At 41.0% G+C, this 21,582-nt stretch carries 22 protein-coding genes; 10 read left to right on the plus strand and 12 right to left on the minus strand.

The features are described from left to right. The first annotated feature begins 81 nt into the window (after positions 1-81). From B9Y69_RS06035 to B9Y69_RS06065, 7 genes are all read left to right on the plus strand, one after another. Positions 82-837 (plus strand): PASTA domain-containing protein, encoded by a 756-nt coding sequence (locus tag B9Y69_RS06035; RefSeq protein WP_085472130.1) that lies wholly within the window; start codon positions 82-84, stop codon positions 835-837. A gap of 16 nt (positions 838-853) precedes the next feature. Then, positions 854-1,897 carry an endolytic transglycosylase MltG gene (gene mltG / locus B9Y69_RS06040; RefSeq protein WP_085472131.1) on the plus strand — a complete coding sequence of 348 codons (1,044 nt, stop codon included), beginning with the start codon at positions 854-856 and terminating at the stop codon, positions 1,895-1,897. A 66-nt stretch (positions 1,898-1,963) separates the two neighbouring features. After that, positions 1,964-2,371: an acyl-CoA thioesterase gene (locus B9Y69_RS06045; protein ID WP_085472132.1), complete on the plus strand. Its 408-nt coding sequence runs from the start codon at positions 1,964-1,966 to the stop codon at positions 2,369-2,371. A 3-nt stretch (positions 2,372-2,374) separates the two neighbouring features. Continuing rightward, positions 2,375-3,358, plus strand: coding sequence for a YihY/virulence factor BrkB family protein (locus tag B9Y69_RS06050; protein ID WP_085472133.1), 984 nt, complete (start codon positions 2,375-2,377; stop codon positions 3,356-3,358). Positions 3,359-3,452: 94 nt separating this feature from the next. Next, the gene (gene rpsA, locus B9Y69_RS06055; protein ID WP_085472134.1) at positions 3,453-5,387 is read left to right on the plus strand and encodes a 30S ribosomal protein S1; all 1,935 of its coding nucleotides are present in this window, start codon (positions 3,453-3,455) and stop codon (positions 5,385-5,387) included. Positions 5,388-5,539: 152 nt separating this feature from the next. Continuing rightward, the gene (locus B9Y69_RS06060) at positions 5,540-6,355 is read left to right on the plus strand and encodes a metallophosphoesterase family protein (protein ID WP_159451821.1); all 816 of its coding nucleotides are present in this window, start codon (positions 5,540-5,542) and stop codon (positions 6,353-6,355) included. Next, positions 6,355-6,927: a hypothetical protein gene (locus B9Y69_RS06065; protein ID WP_085472136.1), complete on the plus strand. Its 573-nt coding sequence runs from the start codon at positions 6,355-6,357 to the stop codon at positions 6,925-6,927. The genes B9Y69_RS06060 and B9Y69_RS06065 overlap by 1 nt, the downstream gene beginning before the upstream one ends. A 16-nt stretch (positions 6,928-6,943) precedes the next feature. Here the strand turns inward: B9Y69_RS06065 and B9Y69_RS06070 are convergent, their stop codons facing one another. Further along, positions 6,944-7,825, minus strand: a complete 882-nt coding sequence (locus B9Y69_RS06070) for a pirin family protein (RefSeq protein WP_085472137.1) — start codon at positions 7,823-7,825, stop codon at positions 6,944-6,946. 90 nt (positions 7,826-7,915) lie between these two features. Beyond that, on the minus strand, positions 7,916-9,874 hold the full coding sequence (gyrB, locus tag B9Y69_RS06075) for a DNA topoisomerase (ATP-hydrolyzing) subunit B (protein ID WP_085472491.1): 1,959 nt from the start codon (positions 9,872-9,874) through the stop codon (positions 7,916-7,918). Between the two features lie 198 nt (positions 9,875-10,072). Here gyrB and B9Y69_RS06080 point away from each other — a divergent pair, with 198 nt between their 5' ends. Further along, entirely contained in the window at positions 10,073-10,696 is a 624-nt protein-coding gene (locus B9Y69_RS06080) for an OmpH/Skp family outer membrane protein (RefSeq protein ID WP_085472492.1), read from the plus strand. A 346-nt stretch (positions 10,697-11,042) separates the two neighbouring features. Then, positions 11,043-11,945: a CorA family divalent cation transporter gene (locus B9Y69_RS06085; RefSeq protein ID WP_085472138.1), complete on the plus strand. Its 903-nt coding sequence runs from the start codon at positions 11,043-11,045 to the stop codon at positions 11,943-11,945. Between the two features lie 10 nt (positions 11,946-11,955). Here the strand turns inward: B9Y69_RS06085 and tsaB are convergent, their stop codons facing one another. From tsaB to mscL, 5 genes are all read right to left on the minus strand, one after another. After that, on the minus strand, positions 11,956-12,645 hold the full coding sequence (gene tsaB, locus B9Y69_RS06090; protein WP_085472139.1) for a tRNA (adenosine(37)-N6)-threonylcarbamoyltransferase complex dimerization subunit type 1 TsaB: 690 nt from the start codon (positions 12,643-12,645) through the stop codon (positions 11,956-11,958). A 9-nt stretch (positions 12,646-12,654) separates the two neighbouring features. Next, positions 12,655-12,909 carry a membrane protein insertion efficiency factor YidD gene (yidD, locus tag B9Y69_RS06095; RefSeq protein WP_085472140.1) on the minus strand — a complete coding sequence of 85 codons (255 nt, stop codon included), beginning with the start codon at positions 12,907-12,909 and terminating at the stop codon, positions 12,655-12,657. Beyond that, complete coding sequence (locus B9Y69_RS06100; RefSeq protein ID WP_085472141.1) at positions 12,872-13,279, minus strand: ribonuclease P protein component; 408 nt, start codon at positions 13,277-13,279, stop codon at positions 12,872-12,874. Before B9Y69_RS06100 ends, yidD begins: the two co-directional genes overlap by 38 nt. A 52-nt stretch (positions 13,280-13,331) precedes the next feature. Then, a complete protein-coding gene (gene rpmH / locus B9Y69_RS06105; protein ID WP_075991291.1) occupies positions 13,332-13,490 on the minus strand; it encodes a 50S ribosomal protein L34 in 159 nt (52 codons plus the stop codon). Between the two features lie 119 nt (positions 13,491-13,609). Beyond that, positions 13,610-14,017 (minus strand): large-conductance mechanosensitive channel protein MscL, encoded by a 408-nt coding sequence (gene mscL, locus B9Y69_RS06110; RefSeq protein ID WP_085472142.1) that lies wholly within the window; start codon positions 14,015-14,017, stop codon positions 13,610-13,612. A 205-nt stretch (positions 14,018-14,222) separates the two neighbouring features. On the opposite strand from mscL, the gene B9Y69_RS06115 reads away from it, so the two are divergent. Further along, entirely contained in the window at positions 14,223-14,870 is a 648-nt protein-coding gene (locus B9Y69_RS06115) for a response regulator transcription factor (protein ID WP_085472143.1), read from the plus strand. A gap of 31 nt (positions 14,871-14,901) precedes the next feature. On the opposite strand, the gene B9Y69_RS06120 is transcribed toward B9Y69_RS06115, so the two are convergent. The 5 genes from B9Y69_RS06120 to murC form a co-directional block, all read right to left on the minus strand. Beyond that, a complete protein-coding gene (locus B9Y69_RS06120; RefSeq protein WP_085472144.1) occupies positions 14,902-16,041 on the minus strand; it encodes a sugar phosphate isomerase/epimerase family protein in 1,140 nt (379 codons plus the stop codon). A 115-nt stretch (positions 16,042-16,156) separates the two neighbouring features. After that, positions 16,157-17,863, minus strand: a complete 1,707-nt coding sequence (gene ftsZ, locus B9Y69_RS06125) for a cell division protein FtsZ (protein ID WP_085472145.1) — start codon at positions 17,861-17,863, stop codon at positions 16,157-16,159. A 138-nt stretch (positions 17,864-18,001) separates the two neighbouring features. Then, positions 18,002-19,369, minus strand: a complete 1,368-nt coding sequence (gene ftsA, locus B9Y69_RS06130) for a cell division protein FtsA (protein ID WP_085472146.1) — start codon at positions 19,367-19,369, stop codon at positions 18,002-18,004. A 40-nt stretch (positions 19,370-19,409) separates the two neighbouring features. Further along, positions 19,410-20,231, minus strand: a complete 822-nt coding sequence (locus B9Y69_RS06135) for a cell division protein FtsQ/DivIB (RefSeq protein WP_085472147.1) — start codon at positions 20,229-20,231, stop codon at positions 19,410-19,412. Further along, positions 20,224-21,582: a UDP-N-acetylmuramate--L-alanine ligase gene (murC, locus tag B9Y69_RS06140; RefSeq protein WP_085472493.1), complete on the minus strand. Its 1,359-nt coding sequence runs from the start codon at positions 21,580-21,582 to the stop codon at positions 20,224-20,226. Before murC ends, B9Y69_RS06135 begins: the two co-directional genes overlap by 8 nt.

Consider the following 21,582-nt stretch of genomic DNA (forward strand, 5'->3'; position numbering starts at 1 on the left):
GAAAAACGAATATTTTTGCTTTATAAAAAACAGATGCGTGCTTCGTTTCGCTTTTGTTTAATAACTATAACTTTTGAATAGATGTCAAAAATACTTTCGTATCTTAAGACCAGTACCTTTAGGAAGAATTTTGTTACAATCCTAGGCGTTACCATCCTTTTATTTCTATTTCTATATTTTGGACTAAAAGTATACACTAAACATGGTGATGCCATTGAAGTTCCAATCGTAAAAGGGATGCAAATTGAGCAAGCCATAGCCACATTAGAAGATGCCGGCTTAGAATACTCCTTGGACTCGGTTTATCAAATGGATATGAAGCCAGGTCTTGTTATTGAGCAGGATCCAGAAGCACGTGCCCACGTAAAAACAGGAAGAACCATCTACCTTACCTTTATTACTCAAGTATCACCCGAGGTTCCATTCCCGAATATTATTGATAAAACATTGATCGAAGCGACTGCGATTTTAAAGAACCAATCCTTAAAAATTGCGGACACGGTTTATGTATCTGATATTGCACGGGATGTTGTTCTGGATGTCAAATTCGGTGGTCAACCGTTAAAAAGTGGCCGTCTAATCGCTAAGGGTTCCAAAGTCACCTTGGTTTTAGGAAATGGTAAAGGTGAAAACGAAGTGGAAATGCCAAACCTTTTAGGCCTATCTTTATCCGAAGCAAGATTTGCACTAAGCGGTGCAGGCTTAAGTTTGGGCGGTGTTACTTATACTGGAACGATACAGGATTCCCTGGCAGCAAAAGTAATCAGCCAACTGCCCGATACATCAACCAAAGTAATTAGTATTGGTTCCCCTATTCATTTAACACTGTCTAACTAATACAGTCTCTAAACAAATGGTAGATCAGCAAAAAAGAATCCCAAAGTGGTTGAAAATAGGTGCCGCCATAGTGGCACTACTCATCGTGGTTATCGGTTGGAAAGCCTACCAGACATTTCTGGGTCCCAATATAACAGGAGACCAAAAGTATGTATTCATTCATACAGGAGATACTTACGACAAGGTCCTTAAAAAATTGGAAGGACAACACATCGTAAAAGATATCAAAAGCTTTGACCTCGTTGCCAAAGCAATGAAGTACCCGACTTTAGTAAAGCCAGGGCGTTATAAGTTGACGGAAGGAATGTCGAACCGCCAATTAATTGGCAACTTACGAGGCGGGTACCAAGAAGCCGTGAAATTTAGATTTGAAAACATCCGCCTAAAAGAGAATTTTGCGGCACTATTGGGTAAAAATTTCGAATCCGATTCGACTACATTCATCCACCTTTTGAATAATGAAAAGCTGGCCAACTCCTACGGATTTACAAAGGATAATTTCTTTACGATGTTTATTCCAAACACCTACGAAATCTATTGGAATACAGAACCAGAGAAAATCATAGCGAGGTTTCACGAGGAATATCAACGTTTTTGGAACGCTGACCGTAAACAGAAAGCAACAGCCTTAAATTTAACCCCACAAGAAGTTAGTGTATTGGCTTCAATCGTTAAAGGAGAAGCGCTTCATAGGGACGAGATGCCCGCAATCGCTGGCCTGTACCTAAACAGATTGCGGAAAGGAATACTGTTACAAGCAGATCCGACCGTAATTTTTGCCAACAATGATTTTACCATTCGTCGTGTCTTAAATAAGCACCTCACGATAGACAATCCATACAACACATACCGTTTCAAAGGCCTGCCTCCGGGACCGATCATGCTTCCAAGCATAACATCGATCGACGCGGTCCTGAATTACAAGAAACACGAGTACATCTATATGTGTGCGAAAGACGATTTCTCCGGTTATCATAATTTTGCGGTAACACAAGCAGAGCATCTCGTAAATGCACGTAAATTCCAACAGGCGCTCGACGCCAGGAACATCAAGAAATAGCAAATAAAATTGCCCTCTTGTCGAGGGCAATTTTATTTTCCGACTTTTACTGTTTAACTTCCCGTTATGTTTACACACGAAACCCAAATACGAATACGATACGCGGAGACAGACCAAATGGGTTATGTTTATTATGGAAATTATGCCTCTTTTTACGAGGTCGCTCGGACAGAAATGTTACGAAGTACCGGCTTCTCCTATAAAGAGCTGGAAGAAATGGGAGTCATGATGCCTGTCATGGATCTGACCTGTAAGTACTACCAACCGGCACGCTACGACGACCTCATTACAATACGCACCACCATAAAGGAAAGACCCCTAGTACGACTAATGTTCGAATATGAGATATTCAATGAACAAGGTACCTTGCTCAACACGGGAAGTACGCAGCTGGTATTTGTAGATATGAAAAAAAATCGCCCTTGCAAAGCACCTCAGATTTTTCAAGATAAGATGGACGCCTTTTTTGGGTAACGAATGCAGAAAAAATTACACGACACCCTCCTCCAATTTAAATACTATGATCGATTTATAGAATGGACCAAGGTTACTGTTGTGCCTGGATTCGGCTCGTTACCGCTATACACCGTTTTCAGTTTTTTCTTCCAAGAAATATCGCGGGATTCCATTGTTAACAAAGCCTCCTCCCTGGCCTACAATTTTATGTTAGCGCTATTCCCGGGTATACTTTTTCTATTTACACTAATCCCCTATATCCCGATTAATAATTTTCAGCAGAAGTTACTCGACCTGTTGCAAGTAGCGCTCCCACACAATGCGTATGACTTTTTACAGACGACGCTGGAGGATATTATCAAAAACCAAAACTCAGGACTCCTCTCTATCGGTTTCTTGCTAGCGACCTTTTTTGCCACAAACGGGATGACGACACTGATGTTTGCCTTTAACAAGGCAGCCCTGGCAAAGGAAAAACGATCTTGGTTAAAAAAGCGAGGAACTGCTTTGGCCCTCTCTTTCGGAATAGTCCTCGCATTGGTTATCGGCATAACAATATTTACCGTTACCGGCTTTGTCATTAACTACTTAAAAACACATATTGATTATGATTTAGCCTGGTTTTGGCGTTTCATAATTGGTCTATCCCGTTGGGTAGTCCTATTCAGCATCTACTTTTTTACCGTCAGTATGCTCTATAAATTTGCGCCCAGTGATTCTAAAAAATGGAAATTTTTAAATGCTGGAGCCAGCTTAGCCACCATATTGGCTATCTTGACCTTCACAGGCTTCACGTTCTACATCAATAACTTTGGAGCCTATAATAAACTATACGGCTCCATTGGAACCTTGATCGTCGTTATGATCTGGATGTATCTTAATTCCTTGATCTTATTAATTGGTTTTGAGCTCAATGCAGCTATTGCGCTCTCCAAACAAAGTGTTAAGATTGTGAAACCCCGGACATACAATGCATTCAAACAAGAAAACACCCCGAAAGATTAGTCAAATATTTTTTTTCCACTTAATCTCTTGTATATAAAAGTTTTTCGTATTTTTGCAGTCCCTACAATGTGGGGAAAAGGAGATTAATTAATTAATGGCAAAAAAACAAGAAGCAGAAAAAGAGTTAGCGGCGAAAAACGCAGAGCTACAAGGTGCTGACACTAAAGTAGTGAAAGACACTGAACAAATTGAATCTGAAGCAGATTCAAACCTGATCGACCAGATCAAATCAAACGCATGGAGTACTCCAGAAGGTGACTTTGATTGGGATCTTGATGAAAAAGCTTTCGGTAGCTACAGCGATGCTGAGCGTACCAAATTAGAAGAGCAATACGCAGGTACTTTCAACCAAATCAACCAAGGTGAAATTATCGAAGGTGTTGTTGTTTCTATCAACAACAAAGATGTTGTTTTGAACGTTGGTTTTAAATCAGACGGTCTTGTAGCATTATCTGAGTTCCGTGACTTACCTGACTTAAAAGTTGGTGATACAGTTGACGTATTTGTAGAATCACAAGAAGATGCAAACGGTCAATTGATTTTATCACGCAAACGTGCTAAAACACAAAAATCTTGGGAAACAATCAATGCGGCTTTAGAGAATGACACAATCATCGATGGTTTTGTTAAATCTCGTACTAAAGGTGGTTTGATCGTTGACATCAAAGGTGTAGAAGCTTTCTTACCTGGATCTCAAATCGATATCAAACCAATCCGTGATTACGATATCTATGTAGGTAAAACTATGGAATTCAAAGTGGTAAAAATTAACCACGAATTCAAAAACGTAGTAGTTTCTCACAAAGTATTGATCGAGGACGATTTAGAAAACCAAAAATCAGAAATCGTTTCGAAACTAGAGAAAGGTCAAGTATTAGAAGGTACGGTTAAAAATATTACTGACTTCGGTGTGTTCATCGATTTAGGTGGTGTTGATGGTCTACTTCACATTACGGATATCTCTTGGGGTCGTATCGAGCATCCAAAAGAAGTATTAGCGTTAGATCAAACGATCAACGTGGTAGTTTTGGATTTCGACGACGAGAAAAAACGTATCGCTTTAGGTTTAAAACAATTATCAGAGCACCCTTGGGAATCTTTAAGCCAAGATCTAGTAGTTGGTTCTAAAGTTAAAGGTAAAATCGTAACAGTTGCTGATTACGGTGCTTTCTTAGAAATCATCCCTGGAGTTGAAGGTTTAATCCACGTTTCTGAAATGTCTTGGTCACAAAACTTACGTTCTCCACAAGAGTTCTTAAAAGTTGGTGATGAGATCGAAGCTGAAGTATTAACTTTAGATCGCGAAGAGCGTAAAATGAGTTTAGGTATCAAACAATTGACTCCTGACCCTTGGAAAAACATCACAGAGCGTTACCCAGTAGGTTCTAAACAAAATGCTGTTGTTAAAAACATGACTAACTTCGGTGTTTTCGTTGAACTAGAAGACGGTATCGATGGATTGATCCACATCTCTGACTTATCTTGGTCTAAGAAAATCAACCACCCTAACGAATTCACTAAAGTTGGTGAAAGCTTAGACGTAGTTGTATTAGAACTTGACGAAGAAAACCGCAAACTTTCTTTAGGTCACAAACAACTAGAAGAAAACCCTTGGGATACATTCGAAACCATCTTCACAGAAGGTTCAGTACACGAAGGAACAGTAATCAAAGTTGGTGACAAAGGTGATATCGTAGCTTTACAATACGGTGTTGAAGGCTTCTGCCCGAACAAACACTCTGTAAAAGAAGACGGTTCTCCATTGAAAGTTGACGAAGTTGCTGAATTCAAAATCATCGAGTTCAACAAAGAGAACAAGCGTTTGGTTATCTCTCACTCACGTATCTGGGAAGACCAAAAAGCAGAAGCTCGTATCGAAGAGTTCAATGCACGTAAAAAAGAAGCCAAAGCAGCTAACTCTGCTGTGAAAAAAGTAAAAGACTCTGTGGAGAAATCTACTTTAGGTGACTTAGATGTATTAGCTCAATTGAAAGAGCAAATGGAAGGTGACGAAAAAAAATCTAAATAAGTAGATTTTCTCACATACATTAAATCCCCAACCATACCGGTTGGGGATTTTTTTTGTCATAAAAAACAAACTGACCTTTTGATTACATTAGTCAGTTAATAAATTTTTAACATTGCATGTCTTTAGCGCGTAAACAATAAAGTATGTATGTAATGAAACGATATTCAGGCTTCCTCCTCTTATTTCTTATTGTCTTTTTAACAATATCCTGCAAACGAAATTTCCAATATTCTGTCCTCGAAGTACGGCCATTGGCCAAAAACCTAAATGCCAAAGCACTCGAACAGATCCGACAATTACCCCAGAAAGATACATTCAGCTTTCTAGTCATTTCCGACACACAGATTGCCTACGATGAGCTACAACGCTTCGTCAAGCATGCAAACAAACTAGATGACCGGGATCAGATCGCCTTCGTTTTGCACGGCGGCGATTTTACGGACTATGGAGCCAATTTCGAATACAACCTATACTACGATGACATCAAAAAACTAAAGCTCCCTGTGGTCGGGGTAATAGGCAACCACGACATGCTCGGAAACGGCCGAGAGATCTACGCACAAATGTTCGGCCCGGAAAACTTTTCATTTATATATGGCAAAAACAAATTCATTTTCTTCAATTCCAACTCACGGGAAGTTGCCTTTGATGGTTCCGTACCAGACCTAGGTTGGATTGAAAAAGAAATAAAGAACACAACAGCTGATGTCGAAAACTTATTCTTCATATCGCACGTAGCTCCCTTTGTTTATGATTTTGACCAAACCAAAACAGAAGATTTAGCTCGGATGTTATCCAGCAGCACGAAGTCACGTCTCTCCATACACGGACATACGCATAGTTATCAGCTGGAAAAACCATTCGAAGATCAATTCCCCTACCTAACTGTACCAACGCTGCAAAAGCGATCCTACGTTAAAATAACTGTCCAGGGACAGACAATCACGCATCAACAAATTAATTACTAATGAAGATCCTGACGCTATTTTTAAGCACGCTACTTTCCATATTACACGTATCTGCACAAACCAAAGACAGCACATTCCTCTATAAAATAATGCCGCACAATGTAAAAATTCAACATGCGGGTAATATTGGTATGTTCTCCGTCGGCTTCGGTTACCAGTCGCCCAATAAGAAATGGAAAGGGGATTTCATGTATGGTATCGTACCGCCAAAATATGCCGACAAGGCGATTCATTCCATAACATTAAAGGGGAAATTTGCGCCAATCAATAAAACCTATACACCCGATGTATCAGTCAATTGGCTGAATACAGGCTTATGGGTGAGCCGTGCATTAGGCAGCAAATACTTCAGAGGATTGCCAGACTATTACGATGATGGTTATTATTACTTCTCTACAGCAATGCATATTGGCGTATTTGTAGGAAGCGAAGTAAAATATAAAAAAATAGGCTTTTATTACGAGGTGGGCACCACAGAGAAACACATCATTAATTATGTAAAAAACACCGGATCGATACAGCTGAACGCTATTTTCAATATCGGTATGGGCTTGGTTTATCATTTGAAATAAACCAAACCCAAGTTTTTTATTTTAAGCGACTCTCTGGCAGAGGCACATAGCCATCATCATTGATCACTTTAGGGAAAGCGTGGTTGCGCCAATCCTCTTTTGCTTTCTCAATGGTCTCCTTACTCGTGGCCACAAAATTCCAGGAGATATACCGTTCTTCCGGAAAAGGGGTTCCACCAAAGATATACACCGAGGTGTTAGGCTTCATCGTGAAGGTACATAAGCTCGCGTCCTTCGTAATCAAAATCTGCTTAGGCCCATATTCATGCGTTTGATTAACAACGGCACCTTCCAGAATATACAGACCACTTTCTCCAAAAAGCTCACTGCCGATATCGACAACACGTTCCTCTGTTGTTTTAAGTTCCAACATATACAGCGGCGAATAAACAGGTACACCCGAACGCTTTCCAAAGATTTCACCTGCTATTAGGCGATAACTAACACCATCCTCTGTCCAGTGCGGAATATCCTTTTCTTCGATATGGTAAAACTCTGGCTCCATAAACTCCAACTCCTTCGGCAAAGCTACCCATATCTGTAAGCCATGCATAAATTTATCCTTTTGTCGCAAACGTTCCGGCGTACGCTCGGAGTGTGTTACCCCTTTTCCTGCCGTCATCCAGTTTACCGCTCCAGGCTGGATTTCAATCTCAGTGCCTATACTATCACGATGCATCATAGCACCATCAAAGAGATACGTCAACGTCGACAATCCAATATGCGGATGGGGGCCAATATCAATATTCTGATGATCGGCCAGGCACGCCGGTCCCATATGGTCAATAAAAACAAAAGGTCCAATTGAACGCTTTTGTCGAAAAGGCAACAATCTACCGACTAGGAAATTTCCAATATCCGCAGCCGTTTCTTCATGTATAAAATCAATATTCGACATAAAAATCCATTTACTAAATACCACAAGTTACTAATAAAAAAACCAATCTTTTGGGGATTGGTTTTTTATATTGTTATAAAACGGTCAAAACTAGACGTCAATTTTAGCGTAACGTGCATTGCGTTCGATAAACTCACGACGTGGCGCTACCTCATCGCCCATCAACATAGAGAAGATACGATCACACTCTGCTGCGTTCTGGATGGTCACCTGACGTAAGGTACGGTGCTCCGGATCCATAGTCGTCTGCCATAACTGCTCGGCGTTCATCTCTCCAAGACCTTTATAGCGCTGCACATGTACAGAGTCTTCTTTACCCGCACCTTTCAATCGTTGGATTGCTGCAATGCGTTGATCCTCATTCCATGCATACTCAAACTCTCTACCCTTCTTCACCATATATAACGGTGGGGTTGCGATGTATACATAACCACGCTCAATAAGCTCCTTCATGTAGCGGAAATAGAATGTCAGAATAAGGGTCGCAATGTGCGATCCATCGACATCGGCATCCGTCATGATTACAATCTTGTGGTAACGTAATTTATCTAGATTAAGCGCTTTGGAATCTTCTGCCGTCCCTACACTTACACCAAGCGCAGTAAACATATTTTTGATCTCTTCATTTTCGTAGATCTTATGCTCCATCGCTTTCTCAACGTTTAAGATCTTACCTCGAAGCGGCATAATCGCTTGGAAGCGGCGGTCACGACCTTGCTTAGCCGTTCCTCCCGCGGAATCCCCCTCGACGAAGAATATCTCACATTTTTCTGGATCATTGTCAGAACAGTCAGCTAGCTTACCAGGTAATCCTGAACCGCCCATTACTGTTTTACGCTGCACCAATTCACGAGCTTTACGAGCTGCTGCACGAGCCTGCGCCGCAATAACAACTTTCTGTACAATCGCTTTTGCTTCACGCGGATTCTCTTCCAGGTATACACCCAAAATCTCACCTACAGCAACGTCGACAGCTCCCATAACCTCATTATTACCTAATTTGGTTTTCGTCTGTCCTTCAAACTGTGGCTCCGCAACTTTCACAGAGATTACAGCCGTCAATCCTTCACGAAAGTCATCACCGGTAATATCTACTTTTAAGTTTTTCAATAACCCCGATTTGTCGGCATAGGCTTTAAGCGTACGCGTCAAACCACGACGGAAACCAGCAACGTGCGTTCCGCCTTCAATGGTATTGATATTGTTCACATAAGAGTGCACATTCTCTGCGTATGTATCGTTGTACTGCAACGCTAACTCCACAGGGATACCTTGCTTGATACCTTCTACATAAATTGGCTCAGGAATAAGGGAATGTCTTGTGCCGTCCAAGAACTTTACAAACTCTTGAAGACCACCTTCTGAGTAAAACTCATCCGATTTCTTCGTTCCATCTTCCAATAGCTCACGCTCATCAGTCAACGTCAGGCGCACTCCTTTATTCAAGAAAGCAAGCTCACGTAAACGATTTGCTAAGGTATCGTAATTGTATACCGTAGTCATGGTAAAGATCTCCGGATCCGGACGGAAGGTTACAATCGTACCCGTGATATCACTCGTTCCGATCTCCTTCACATCATATTGCGGTTTACCTTTTTCGTACTCCTGTTGGAATATTTTTCCTTCACGGTGCACGACAGCAGACAAGTGTGTGGAAAGTGCGTTCACACAGGATACCCCCACACCATGCAGACCACCAGACACCTTATAGGTGTCTTTATCAAATTTACCACCGGCATGGAGAATTGTCATAACCAATTCCAACGCCGATTTGTTTTCTTTCTTATTAATTCCGGTCGGAATACCCCTTCCGTTATCTTTTACAGAGACCGAATTATCTTCATGAATCGTCACAAAGATATCCGTACAATATCCTGCTACGGCCTCATCAATAGAGTTATCAACAACCTCGTATACCAAGTGGTGCAAGCCTTTGATACCTGTATCACCAATATACATGGAAGGTCTTTTACGTACTGCTTCTAGCCCCTCTAAAACCTGGATATTATCCGCTGAATACGTTGATGGATTTTTCTTTTCTTCGCTCATGTAATTAAAATAAAATGAGTACTGTTTAACATTCAAATATACGAAATTTTTAGCTAAAAACCCAATATTTAGCACCTAAAATAGCAACGACCTCGCCACTAAAAAAAGGAGCAAAAACACAAGAATTATCATGGGAAATGCAGAAAATTCAATTTATTTATATTAGGTTTGTTTCTTTAAATGGAAAAACTAAAAACAATGAATAAACTATTTACAACCTTATCAAAAGTATCCTTGGGAGTTATGGTGACTTTAAGTGTCGTTGCCTGTAACCAAAATGCAAAAACGGGCGCTAACAATGCGAGCGACTCAACAGTTTCCCCATCTTCTACGACTGCCAAAGAAGAAAAGATTGTATACATCAATTCGGACTCATTGTCTGAAAAATATGTTTATTTCAAAGATATCAGAGCTAAACTAGAGGGCAAGGTAAAGAAAGCACAAAGCGACTTACAAGCTAAAGGGCAAGCGTTCCAACGCGAAGTGGCAGAATACCAACAAAAAGCAGGCTCTATGAGTGCTTCTGAGCGTCAGGCAACAGAAGAGAAATTAGCACGCAAACAAGATGAACTAGGTCGCTTGGATCAAAATGCATCTGCATCGATCCAACAAGATGAATCGGCCGAATTCAACAACGTATACAACGCGATTACGGAGTACTTGAAGAAACATGCAAAAGAAAATGGTTACACGTTGGTATTAACATACTCGAAAACAAACCCAACGGTATTGTATGCTGATTCTAAATTAGACATCACAAATGATGTGATTGACGCGCTAAACAAAGAGTACAGCAGCAAAAAACCAGCAGAAAAGAAATAATAACGACACGTATCGTTCTATAAAAAGGAGGCTCTTAGGAAGCCTCCTTTTTTATTGCCGTAACGCTAGCGCGAGCCTGCCTGCGATAGGCAGGTTTTCAACTCGTGCTCTTTGTAATCTAGGACACGAGCTACAAGCTCACGCCAGCAGTAGATAAACTCGCGCCAGCGGTAGGTAAAATCGTACCAGCGATAAGCCTTGAGCCTACGGTAGGATATCACACGAAGCTTGTCGAAGTGTTACCGGAGGCGCAACGCAAGACCTTATCCCTTTGGATCTCGCTTAATTTATTTGCTTTTATAGCAATTGATTAATACCTTGTCCTATAATTTTCGGAACAAGTTCTATGGTAAAAACAATTTTAGACAAGACAATCACACCTTTCTACTGGATCGATGTTGTTAATCCAACACACGCAGAAATGGATGAGCTGAAGGTGCGATTCAAACTGAATGAGGCTTCTATAAACGATTGTTTTCAGACCGGTCAGTTACCTAAAATTGAAGAATTTGACAACTACTATTTCCTAATAATTCGCTCAATTCCAGCTGAATTCGACGATTTTGCAGACACCCTTACCGAGATAACAGAACGTATATCTGTATTCTTTAGCGAAAAATTTGTCATTACTGTCCACCGTACAGAAGTTCATTACCTAAAAAAAATAGAGGAACACTTCTCGCCAACAAAGCTAAACTCAAGCAAACTCTTTATTAATCACCTGACCTCGGAAGCGCTCAAAACATTCGAAAGTTTAGTAATAGATAAACTGAACAACCAATTAGACCGCTATGAAGAGGTCGTCTTTATGCAAAGACGAAAGAAAGATTTCTTACAACAGCTATACTACATCAAACGACAGGTAGACCACGTTCGAATTATCTTGACACTGTATAAGGACATTGTTGATTTCTTTCATCTTTCGGCCTTCAAAAATGTCTACACCCAGGACCTTAAAGATTTATATGGCCGTTCTGCTGCGCTTTATCGTAATATATCAGAAAATACAGCGCAACTGCTCAACATCTATTTCAACATTGAATCCAACCACACAAACGACATTATGCGAACCTTAACGATTATATCGGTTTTCTTTATGCCGTTAACTTTCATCGTGGGGGTCTACGGCATGAACTTTACCCATATGCCCGAATTGGAATGGTACTACGGCTACCCAGCTATTATGATTACCATGGCGCTTTTAGCCTTGATTATCTTCTATTGGTTTAAGCGAAAAAACTGGCTTTAATGCGACGCAACTATATCCTTTTTTTAGGGGTCGATGCAATAAAATCTTTTAAATAAAAAGGCTCGAAATATATTAAGTCTTCGAATTCTTGCTGGAGGAATTTAGTATAGGAAAGCGTGGACAGATATTCCGCTGAATTTTGAAAACCTGTTGATACAGTAACCGAAGGCACCGCTTGAAATAGCCCCTCAAACTTATCGGCCCCTGTTCCGAAGAGCACAACCTGCCCCATTTCTACAAAAGAAGTTTCATCTATAATTTGCGCCGACGTTGGTGTTTTTAACACGCCTTGATCATCATAGATCGCCATATATACCTCCATCCGACGGGCGTCAATCATCGGCACCACAACAGTCCCGCTATCCACACCATTTTGCGCTAAAAATCCGGCAGCCATGGCATCCAATGTATTCAATGCCAACAACGGAATATCCAAAGCATAACACAAACCCTTTGCCGTAGAAACACCGATCCGAAGTCCGGTATATGATCCAGGTCCCATACTCACTGCGATAGCACCGAGGTCGGCCATCGTAATCCCTGCTTTTTGCAGTACTTGCTCAATAAATAGCGTAAGGTGACTAGCGTGCATATTAGCTTCTTCACCTTGAACAGCACTGATTGTCGCACCGTTTTTACTAATAGCGACAGCACAAGTCGGTGTCGCAGTTTCTATTTGCAGAATGTAAATATCTTTCATGTAACAAAATTACGGGACAGGATCATGTCCATGTCCACCCCAAGGGTTGCAACTAAGAATTCGACGAATAGCAAGCCATCCCCCTTTAAAAGGGCCATACTTTATAATTGCTTCCTTACCATATTGTGAGCATGTTGGCGTATAGCGACAATTTGCCCCTAAAAAAGGAGAAATAAAAAGTTGATAAAACCGAATGATTAATAGAAACAACCACTTAAGCGGTTGCTTAATCAGGTTTTCCCAAATAGCTGTTAGTAATTTCATCCTTTAATTTAGTGATTGTGAGCCCCATCCGTTCATACATATATGCATACGGAAGCTGCTCTTTTCCGACATACTGAAAAGCAACAAGCAAATTTAAGGAATGTTCTTGGAGAAACAAGTAGAGTTCCTCTTTTTGCAAACGAAAGGCTTCACGCATACGCCTTTTAACGGCATTACGATCTACAGCACGCTTGAACCGTCTCTTCGAAACAGAAAGGATACTCTGGGCAGGGGAAACATGGTCTTCCGAAGGTTTAGGTTGGAAGACGATACGATAGGGATATAAAACAAAAGAAAAACTATTATGGAAAAGATCATCAATTAACCTTTTACTGCATAATCGTTCTTCTTTTGTGAATGTTTTACCCATAATGACTTTTCGCCAGCTAACTTGCTCGGAAATTAGTCAACGGTAAACAATATTAACCTTTGTGACGGTACTCGTCAGACACAGTTAGGCGTTTTCTACCTTTAGCTCTACGAGAAGCCAATACTCTTCTTCCGTTAGCTGAACTCATACGCTCTCTAAAGCCGTGTTTATTTCTTCTTTTTCTTTGCGAAGGCTGAAATGTTCTTTTCATGACGCTATTATGCTTATTTTAATATTTTTTACTCAGTGAATCCCTCAACAAGGGAACGCAAAAGTACAGTTAATTTAGAACTTACACAAGTATTCTTTTAAAATATCTAGGTTTTAAACCTATTTATTTTTCAAAAGATCCCTAATCTCGGTCAACAACAACTCTTCTTTGGTTGGTGCCGGGTCAGCTGCTGGTGCAGGTTCCTCTGCTCGTTTCAGACTATTTAAACCTTTAATAACGATAAAAATACAGAAAGCAATAATCGTAAACTGAACGATAACATTAATGAAATTTCCGTAACGAATCGCTACTTCACTCGTGTTGGTTGCGGCGTTCGCCTCGGTAATAACATACTTAAAGTTAGAAAAATCTACCTTACCAATGACGATACCAATAGCAGGCATAACAAGATCATCAACCAAGGAAGTCACAATCTTACCAAATGCTCCACCAATTACAACACCGACTGCCAAGTCGATTACATTGCCGCGCATGGCGAACTCTTTAAATTCTTTTAAAAATCCCATAGTATAAGATTAAACGTTATCGATATACAAACTTATACAAAGTTGTTTTTATATGCAATAATTATTGCGTTGTAGATAAAAAACGCACAGTCAAATTATCGGCATTAAATCTTAAATAGTTTAATTGTTAGTTTTTTTACTAAATTTGTTACATGCGTGAAAATGTTAACTACATCTACTCTAAACCCGTTAATCTCGACTAGAAATGAAGAAAATATTAATTGCAGATGACCACAGTATTGTACGATTAGGCGCTTCGGTAATTATTAAGGAAAATTTCCCTACAGCTGAAGTTCATCAAGCACAAACCTACCCAGAGGTATACAATCTCTTGGGCAAGGAGGCTTTTGACCTCATCCTGTTAGACATTAATATGCCTGGAGGAAATAACATTAAAGTGATCAAGGAGATCTTGGACGTACAACCAAACATCAAAATTCTAGTCTTTTCTTCGTACGATGAGTCGCTTTACGCATTGCGCTACATCACAGCTGGAGCATGCGGATATTTGAATAAAAACACAGCGATGAGTGAGCTAAATAATGCCATCTCGAGCATCATGACGCGGGGCAAATATATGTCAGAACACGTTAAAGAATTATACATCCAAAAGCTTACGTCGACAAAATCTTCATTTAACGAAAATAATCCGTTAAACAAACTCTCAAACAGAGAGGTAGATGTCGCTAAGCACCTCATTAAAGGGCTTGGTATTTTAGATGTAGCAACCCTCATGGAACTCAGCTCTTCTACAGTAAGCACCTATAAAAGTAGAATATTTGAAAAGCTCAATGTAAGCAACATCCCGGAACTTATCGAGCTATATAAGTTACACGCAAAAGAGCTTGGTTAATACCAAGCTCTTTTTTTATAAACAATCACTATTATAACTTATCGATTGTAATCTCAGGCACTTCTTTATAAGTAGGCACAATCAACTCCTTCCCTTTCTTATACTGATACCCATGTGCCGCATCCAGATCCCATAAAAGGGGAGACAAGAAACCTATACAATTCTTAAAACCTTGATTGATGGCGTGCATATTTTGGGTATCCTTAGAATTCTTTGCTTCGTTTTCAATCTCAAACGGTCCGCCAAAGCCACGTCTATGTAGCGCCCCAACAAACGCATTCCAGTCCATGTTATCCGTTCCACCAAAACCAGGCAACATCGCTTCGTAGTGATGTCTATCCCAATCGTGCTGCGGAATATCCACACCAGCCTTCTGCGCAAGATCTGCACTTACGTGCTGCATCGGATACATTCCACCCCAATCCACGCGCGCTTTAGTCTGTAAATTCCGTGTCGTTTTCACATGCACTCGTTTTAACCGGTCGATATCCATAGCTTCAATAACATCAACAGGGTTGGTATTCTGCCAAATATCATGCGATGGGTCATAGATCTCGCCGTGCGCTTTGCTCGGAATAAGCGCATACATCAACTTACGGGCCGCCAGGACAGCGGGAAGGTTATTGTATGTCGAAGAAAAACGCGAGGAGCGCCAACCTTCCATCGGGCAGTTCTCATAAACAATCGTTACACCTAAGCTTTCCGCATACTTCACAATCGGCTCAAACACTCTTTTATATTCCTCTAGATTCCGTTCAAAGCCATCAATCTGGTTTCCCAATTCATGGTTGTAACCTACAAAAGTTCCAACTTTGACATCATTGGCATCACCGCCTAATAGACTCGCAATACGAATGAGGCGTAAAAGGTGATTTTGATTTTTGATGCGCTCCGCAGGATCCCCTCCGATCATATTTTCAAATGCCCCCAAGGACAATTGAAGTCCTGCGGTATTAAATTTTTCTAGTATCTGTTTAGCTTGCTCTCCCCCGAAACCTTCGTAAGCCAGATGGGTTGCTGTATGATCCTCACGCGTTCCATCCTTACGGAATACACATAAGTCTACACCTTGCGCACCAACAGCCACAGAAGTGCTAATTAAGTCGTCCAGCGATAATTTATCATAAGCAGAGCTCATCACCCATATTGGGTTATTTAGTTTAGTTGACATATATTAGGAGTTATTTCAACCGTAAATATAACAAAACCACCAAGAAATACCCAATATGCCTGTGAACAAAAAAAGATGGCTTGCGGCCATCTCTTCTTGTTAAATAGGATAAAATTTAATCTACATTATCGTGTAGAAAAGAATTATTAGGTCTGATTTCAGTCTCACCGTCATCAAAAGACAAAGTAAAACGTGAAACCTGCGACTGTGAAGAATGTGGAACATCCTCCAACGATTTTTGTCTTCTTTTGTAAGCTGGTTCATTTTCCAACTCTTGTAATCCATTGCTCGATTTCAACTTCATACTAAGTTCCTTCAAGCGTAAGATACGCTCTTTGGTCTTCAACAACTGATCTTCAAAATCTACCTCACGCTCAGGAGCAATCTCTCTTGCTGTCGATTCTTTTGCAAAGAAAGACTCCTCTTGTGGAGCAGGTGCTGGCTGTGCAGCAGGTTGCTGTGGTGTATTATTTTCGTAAGCATCAAAAACTGTAGGTAGCTTAAACTCAAACACCGAAGGTGATGTTCTCAATTCGAAACCGGAATGATCTTCCTTTGTCTCTTCTACTTCAGGCTCTTGTGGCTCTAAGGTATGTCTAATAATTTGAGGCTCTTCAGCAGCACGTACGGCAGCATGAATAGGCTTCGGAGACGTAAACAAATCTATTGGCGGCACGCTAGGCGTTGTCGCAGGTGCTGTAACCTGAACTGGCGTCACAAAAGATTGCATGGTAGGCGCAGCTTCGGGCTGTCCAACAAATTGATTCTGTGCTACAGGTTTCACAAATTGATTAACAGAAGACTCCGGAACTAAAGGAAGAGCAATTTTCTCCTTTTCCTTTTCTTTCACGCGCTCTTCTGCAGTCTGAAACCCCGTTGCAATAATCGTAACAGACAATTCATCTTCCAATTTCTCGTCGATACAGTTACCCCAGATAAGATCCGCAGAAAGACCAGCCTTCTCTTGGATATAATCCGTCACAATAGCAACCTCGTCCATCGTTACTTCTTTCTTACCGGAAGTAATATTTAAAAGGATGTAACGCGCTCCCTCAATTTCGTTATCTTTTAATAAGGGTGATGCCAAGGCGCCAGTAACCGCTTCGATAGCACGATTTTCACCGATTGCCGTAGCGTTACCCATTATAGCGACACCACTATCATTCATTACGGTACGAACATCTTTAAAATCGACGTTCACGTAGCCCGGAATAGTAATAATCTCTGCAATACCTTTTGCCGCAGTTGTCAATATATCATCTGCCTTAGCAAAGGCTGCCGTCATCGTCAGGTTACCAAAGATCTCACGTAATCTATCGTTGGAAATCACAAGATATGAATCCACATATTTACGCAACTCTTCTAAACCTTCTTCCGCTTGAGAACGACGTCTCTTGCCCTCGAATGTGAAAGGAGTAGTAATTATAGCTACCGTTAGAATACCTAACTCTTTCGCTGCTTTCGCTAATACCGGACTCGCTCCAGTACCTGTACCACCACCCATTCCGGCTGTGATAAAAAGCATCTTCGTATTGGTACCAAGCATACGCTTAATATCTTCAATACTCTCGATAGCGGAGTTTTCGCCTACATCAGGATCCGCACCCGCACCCATACCTTCTGTCAGACTTACCCCCAACTGTACCTTGTTCGGAATCGGGCTTAACTCTAACGCCTGCGCATCTGTATTGCAAACGATAAAATCCACACCGCTGATCCCCTGCATGTACATGTGGTTAACGGCATTTCCGCCGCCACCACCAACCCCAATAACCTTGATTATTGATGATTGCTCCTTTAACATTTCAAATTGAATCGACATAAAATATCCTATTTAGCTCATGCTGAACCACTCACAAATCCGTCTTTGGTTCAACAATTCAAATGTAATAATACCAAAATCTCAACAACAGTTTTCCACATTTGTTAAATTGTGGAAAACTCAGTTTTTGTTGAAAACTTATCGCTTTCCAATAAAGCTGTCATCGTCAATACCTGTATCATCCTTGATGAAATCAGATAAGATTTTCGTGAACCAGCTCTCTTTTTTATCCTTCTCTTTTACGATTTTCGCTACCTTCTCTTCTTCTGGCTTTCTTTTGGAAACCTTCTCTTCTTGTGTCGCCTCATCGTCTTCCATAGTTTGCACACCTTTGATCAATAAACCAATGGATGTCGCATACATCGGGCTCTTTAATTCTTCCAAAGCCTGCTTATTTAGCATCTCTGTTTTCGCCAAGTACTCATTCGGGTAACCAATACGACAATCGATGCCCGTAATATATTCAACCAATTGCACCAAATGCTTTAACTGCGCACCACCACCAGTAATAACGATACCAGCAATCAACTTATCTTCGTATCCCGAAGATTTGATTTCGTAGTAAACGTGCTCAATAATCTCTTCCATCCGCGCTTGAATAATGTACGCTAGATTTTTAACCGAGATCTCTTTCGATTCACGACCACGGATACCCGGAACACAGATAACTTCATTATCCTTGTTCTCGTCAGCCAGAGCCGAACCATAACGCACCTTAAGTTGTTCCGCTTGGTTGCGTAACACAGAGCACCCTTGTTTAATATCCTCAGTAACAATATTACCTCCCAAAGGAATCACAGCAGTATGACGAATTATTCCTTCATGAAAGATAGCAACATCAGTAGTACCACCACCAATATCAACCAATACAACACCAGCAGTTTTTTCCTCTTCATCCAACACAGCTTCAGATGATGCTAGAGGTTCCAAGACTAAGGAAGATACTTCCAAGTCGGCATTATCAACACAACGTTTAATATTACGGATATCCGTTACACGGCCCGAAATAATATGGAAGTTAGCTTCCACACGACGACCTGCCATCCCGATAGGCTCTTTAATCCCCGGCTCATTGTCGATCGTAAACTCTTGCGGCAAAACATGGATAATCTCTTCTCCCGGAGGCAAGACCAACTTATACATATCCGAAATAAGTTGTTCCACATCTACGCGTCCAACCTCATCGTCGTCTCTTTTTGTTAAGATGCCACGATGTTGAATGCTTTTGATGTGCTGACCTGCAATCCCTACATTGACCACTTTAATATCAACGTTCGATTGTGATTCGGCAATAGAAACAGCCTCGCGGATACTGCTCACTGTCTTCTGGATGTTAGCGACCACACCACGGTTCACACCGGATGACTCTGCTTTACCCACGCCCAAAAGCTCAATTTTGTTTGTACCACTACGACGCCCAACTGTCACACAAATCTTGGTTGTACCGATATCCAAACCAACTATGATTGGATTCTCTTTTTCGTTTTCTGCTGATCTTGGTTTCATACGCTGTAATTTGTTGCTGTATTATTATACTGTGTTACTACTAATTCATTTTTGTTTGTAAGCTATCAAGTCGCCATGTACCTTTACGCTCACATATAATCTGGTCTGCATATTTCACATTTATCCGCTCATAAGCATCGGTGCCAACACGCGGTAAAATGTTTTTATAAAAGACCTCTATTCGACTTAACTTCCCCTCTAAATTCTCCGCATTGCCCAACACTAATTGTTGCGTGCCAACACGAGGAACAATTTCAATATCACGCTGCTCATTCACATAGAGCTGCACAATTTGATTCCCCCAGAGTTCATCGTTTTTCACATAATCTACAATAGAAACCAGGTCTTTCACCACCTGTGTTTGAATCGTATCCAATGCTTTTTTATATCCTTCGGCAATATTTCCATTTGCGACCAAAACATGCGGTACATATTTCAATGTAACCGGTATTTTCGCACCTTTTGTATCAATATAATACTCTTGACCATGTCTATTGATCACCCGAAGCACCACTTCTCGTTGCTCAACAGCCACCTGCAAAACCCCATCCATATCCATAAATATTTCTGCGGAAGCAACGTAAGGCAGTTGCGACAATGCTTTTTCAATCCGCTCTACAGGGATATCTTTTAACGGACGACCTACCACACGGCCGAACTGCGATTTAATCAACGTCGAAATATCATGCTGATCAATGAAAGTTTCCTTACCCTCGACCATAACTTTCATGGAAGAACAAACTTGCGTTGCGTCTTTCTTGTTCACCAAACCCATCAACATGCCTACCCCCACTACAGCGACAAGACCCAGACAAGCATAGCCTACAATTTTCCACGGTATGTTACGAATCGTTTTAAGCATGCCCCAACACTATTTCTTTTAAAGGTTTTACCATGCGATCAATATCTCCTGCTCCAACCGTAACGATCAGCTCCGGCTGTGTTTCTTTCACCACCGATAAGAGCTCTTGCGGAGTCACAACGCGCTTGTCCGCCAATTCAATCTTATCTAATAACCAAGCAGAGGTAACTCCCTCAATAGGTAACTCACGTGCTGGATAGATATCCATTAAATAAAGTGTATCAGCCATACCCAATACTTCGGCAAAGCCATCCACAAAATCACGCGTGCGACTGAACAAATGCGGCTGAAAAACCACGGTTAATTTCTTTGATGGATACAACTTACGCATCGAACTCAAAAAAGCTCTCAGTTCTTCCGGATGGTGCGCATAATCATCAATATAAACCCGTCCTTCCTCCCGTACGATATATTCAAAACGACGCTTCACACCATGAAAAGAGGTCAGTGCCCGACGAATTTTATCCGACGCAATACCCAATAATTTTGCAACGGTTATAGCAGCTACGGCATTTTCTACATTATGCAATCCAGGTATTCCCAAATGAATATCTTCCAATTGTAAGTCTGCCGACACATAATCGAAATAAAACTCACCATCAGTAACACGGATATTTTGTGCATATGCATCGCATACCGACTCATTTGCATAAGTGATCGTTCCGGTAAATGGCAATCCTTTCTTCACAATAGACGTCCCCCCATCAACCACGCGATCCAAAAAGAGCTCAAAAGATTCGATCAGATGACGCTCATCACCATAAATATCCAAGTGATCTGCGTCTGCAGAAGTCACCACAGCGATATTCGGATGCAAGGTCAAAAAAGAACGATCGTATTCATCTGCCTCAACAACGACTACATTATTATCACCATACAATACATTCGTGTTGTAGTTGGCACTTATTCCACCCAAAAAGGCCGAACAATCATACCCCGAATCTTTCAATACATGCGCAATCATGGTGGAAGTAGTTGTCTTACCATGCGTACCCGCCACCCCGATGGTGAATCGGCTCGCACTGATAATCCCCAATACCTCCGAACGCTTGTACAAATGACAACCTTGCTCCAACAAGAAATTCTTCAAAGTCAAATCCTTCGGAATCGCAGGCGTAAAAATCAACAACGTCTCTTCCGATGGCACCCTGAATTCAGGCGATAAATTAGATACATCATCGACGTAGGTCACCGGAATACCCTCCGCAACCAAGGTCTGGGTAAGTTCCGTTTCTGTTTTATCATAACCTTGCACATCACAGCCTAAATGCTTGAAATAACGAGCAAGCCCACTCATCCCAATCCCACCAATTCCTAGTAGATAAACACGCTTTATATGATCTAAATTCAT

Source organism: Sphingobacterium psychroaquaticum, assembly GCF_900177625.1.
GTDB classification, from domain to species: domain Bacteria; phylum Bacteroidota; class Bacteroidia; order Sphingobacteriales; family Sphingobacteriaceae; genus Sphingobacterium; species Sphingobacterium psychroaquaticum.

Excerpts from the sequence above, each read along its gene's own strand:
- B9Y69_RS06045 (WP_085472132.1), top strand. The coding sequence starts at position 1,964 with ATGTTTACACACGAAACCCAAATACGAATACGATACGCGGAGACAGAC.
- B9Y69_RS06065 (WP_085472136.1), top strand. The coding sequence starts at position 6,355 with ATGAAGATCCTGACGCTATTTTTAAGCACGCTACTTTCCATATTACAC.
- tsaB (WP_085472139.1), bottom strand. The coding sequence starts at position 12,645 with ATGAAAGATATTTACATTCTGCAAATAGAAACTGCGACACCGACTTGT.
- B9Y69_RS06060 (WP_159451821.1), top strand. The coding sequence starts at position 5,540 with ATGAAACGATATTCAGGCTTCCTCCTCTTATTTCTTATTGTCTTTTTA.
- ftsA (WP_085472146.1), bottom strand. The coding sequence starts at position 19,369 with ATGAAACCAAGATCAGCAGAAAACGAAAAAGAGAATCCAATCATAGTT.
- rpmH (WP_075991291.1), bottom strand. The coding sequence starts at position 13,490 with ATGAAAAGAACATTTCAGCCTTCGCAAAGAAAAAGAAGAAATAAACAC.
- B9Y69_RS06085 (WP_085472138.1), top strand. The coding sequence starts at position 11,043 with ATGGTAAAAACAATTTTAGACAAGACAATCACACCTTTCTACTGGATC.
- ftsZ (WP_085472145.1), bottom strand. The coding sequence starts at position 17,863 with ATGTCGATTCAATTTGAAATGTTAAAGGAGCAATCATCAATAATCAAG.
- B9Y69_RS06120 (WP_085472144.1), bottom strand. The coding sequence starts at position 16,041 with ATGTCAACTAAACTAAATAACCCAATATGGGTGATGAGCTCTGCTTAT.
- B9Y69_RS06135 (WP_085472147.1), bottom strand. The coding sequence starts at position 20,231 with ATGCTTAAAACGATTCGTAACATACCGTGGAAAATTGTAGGCTATGCT.
- B9Y69_RS06100 (WP_085472141.1), bottom strand. The coding sequence starts at position 13,279 with ATGGGTAAAACATTCACAAAAGAAGAACGATTATGCAGTAAAAGGTTA.
- B9Y69_RS06115 (WP_085472143.1), top strand. The coding sequence starts at position 14,223 with ATGAAGAAAATATTAATTGCAGATGACCACAGTATTGTACGATTAGGC.
- murC (WP_085472493.1), bottom strand. The coding sequence starts at position 21,582 with ATGAATTTAGATCATATAAAGCGTGTTTATCTACTAGGAATTGGTGGG.
- rpsA (WP_085472134.1), top strand. The coding sequence starts at position 3,453 with ATGGCAAAAAAACAAGAAGCAGAAAAAGAGTTAGCGGCGAAAAACGCA.
- B9Y69_RS06070 (WP_085472137.1), bottom strand. The coding sequence starts at position 7,825 with ATGTCGAATATTGATTTTATACATGAAGAAACGGCTGCGGATATTGGA.
- B9Y69_RS06035 (WP_085472130.1), top strand. The coding sequence starts at position 82 with ATGTCAAAAATACTTTCGTATCTTAAGACCAGTACCTTTAGGAAGAAT.
- mltG (WP_085472131.1), top strand. The coding sequence starts at position 854 with ATGGTAGATCAGCAAAAAAGAATCCCAAAGTGGTTGAAAATAGGTGCC.
- B9Y69_RS06050 (WP_085472133.1), top strand. The coding sequence starts at position 2,375 with ATGCAGAAAAAATTACACGACACCCTCCTCCAATTTAAATACTATGAT.
- B9Y69_RS06080 (WP_085472492.1), top strand. The coding sequence starts at position 10,073 with ATGAATAAACTATTTACAACCTTATCAAAAGTATCCTTGGGAGTTATG.
- mscL (WP_085472142.1), bottom strand. The coding sequence starts at position 14,017 with ATGGGATTTTTAAAAGAATTTAAAGAGTTCGCCATGCGCGGCAATGTA.
- gyrB (WP_085472491.1), bottom strand. The coding sequence starts at position 9,874 with ATGAGCGAAGAAAAGAAAAATCCATCAACGTATTCAGCGGATAATATC.
- yidD (WP_085472140.1), bottom strand. The coding sequence starts at position 12,909 with ATGAAATTACTAACAGCTATTTGGGAAAACCTGATTAAGCAACCGCTT.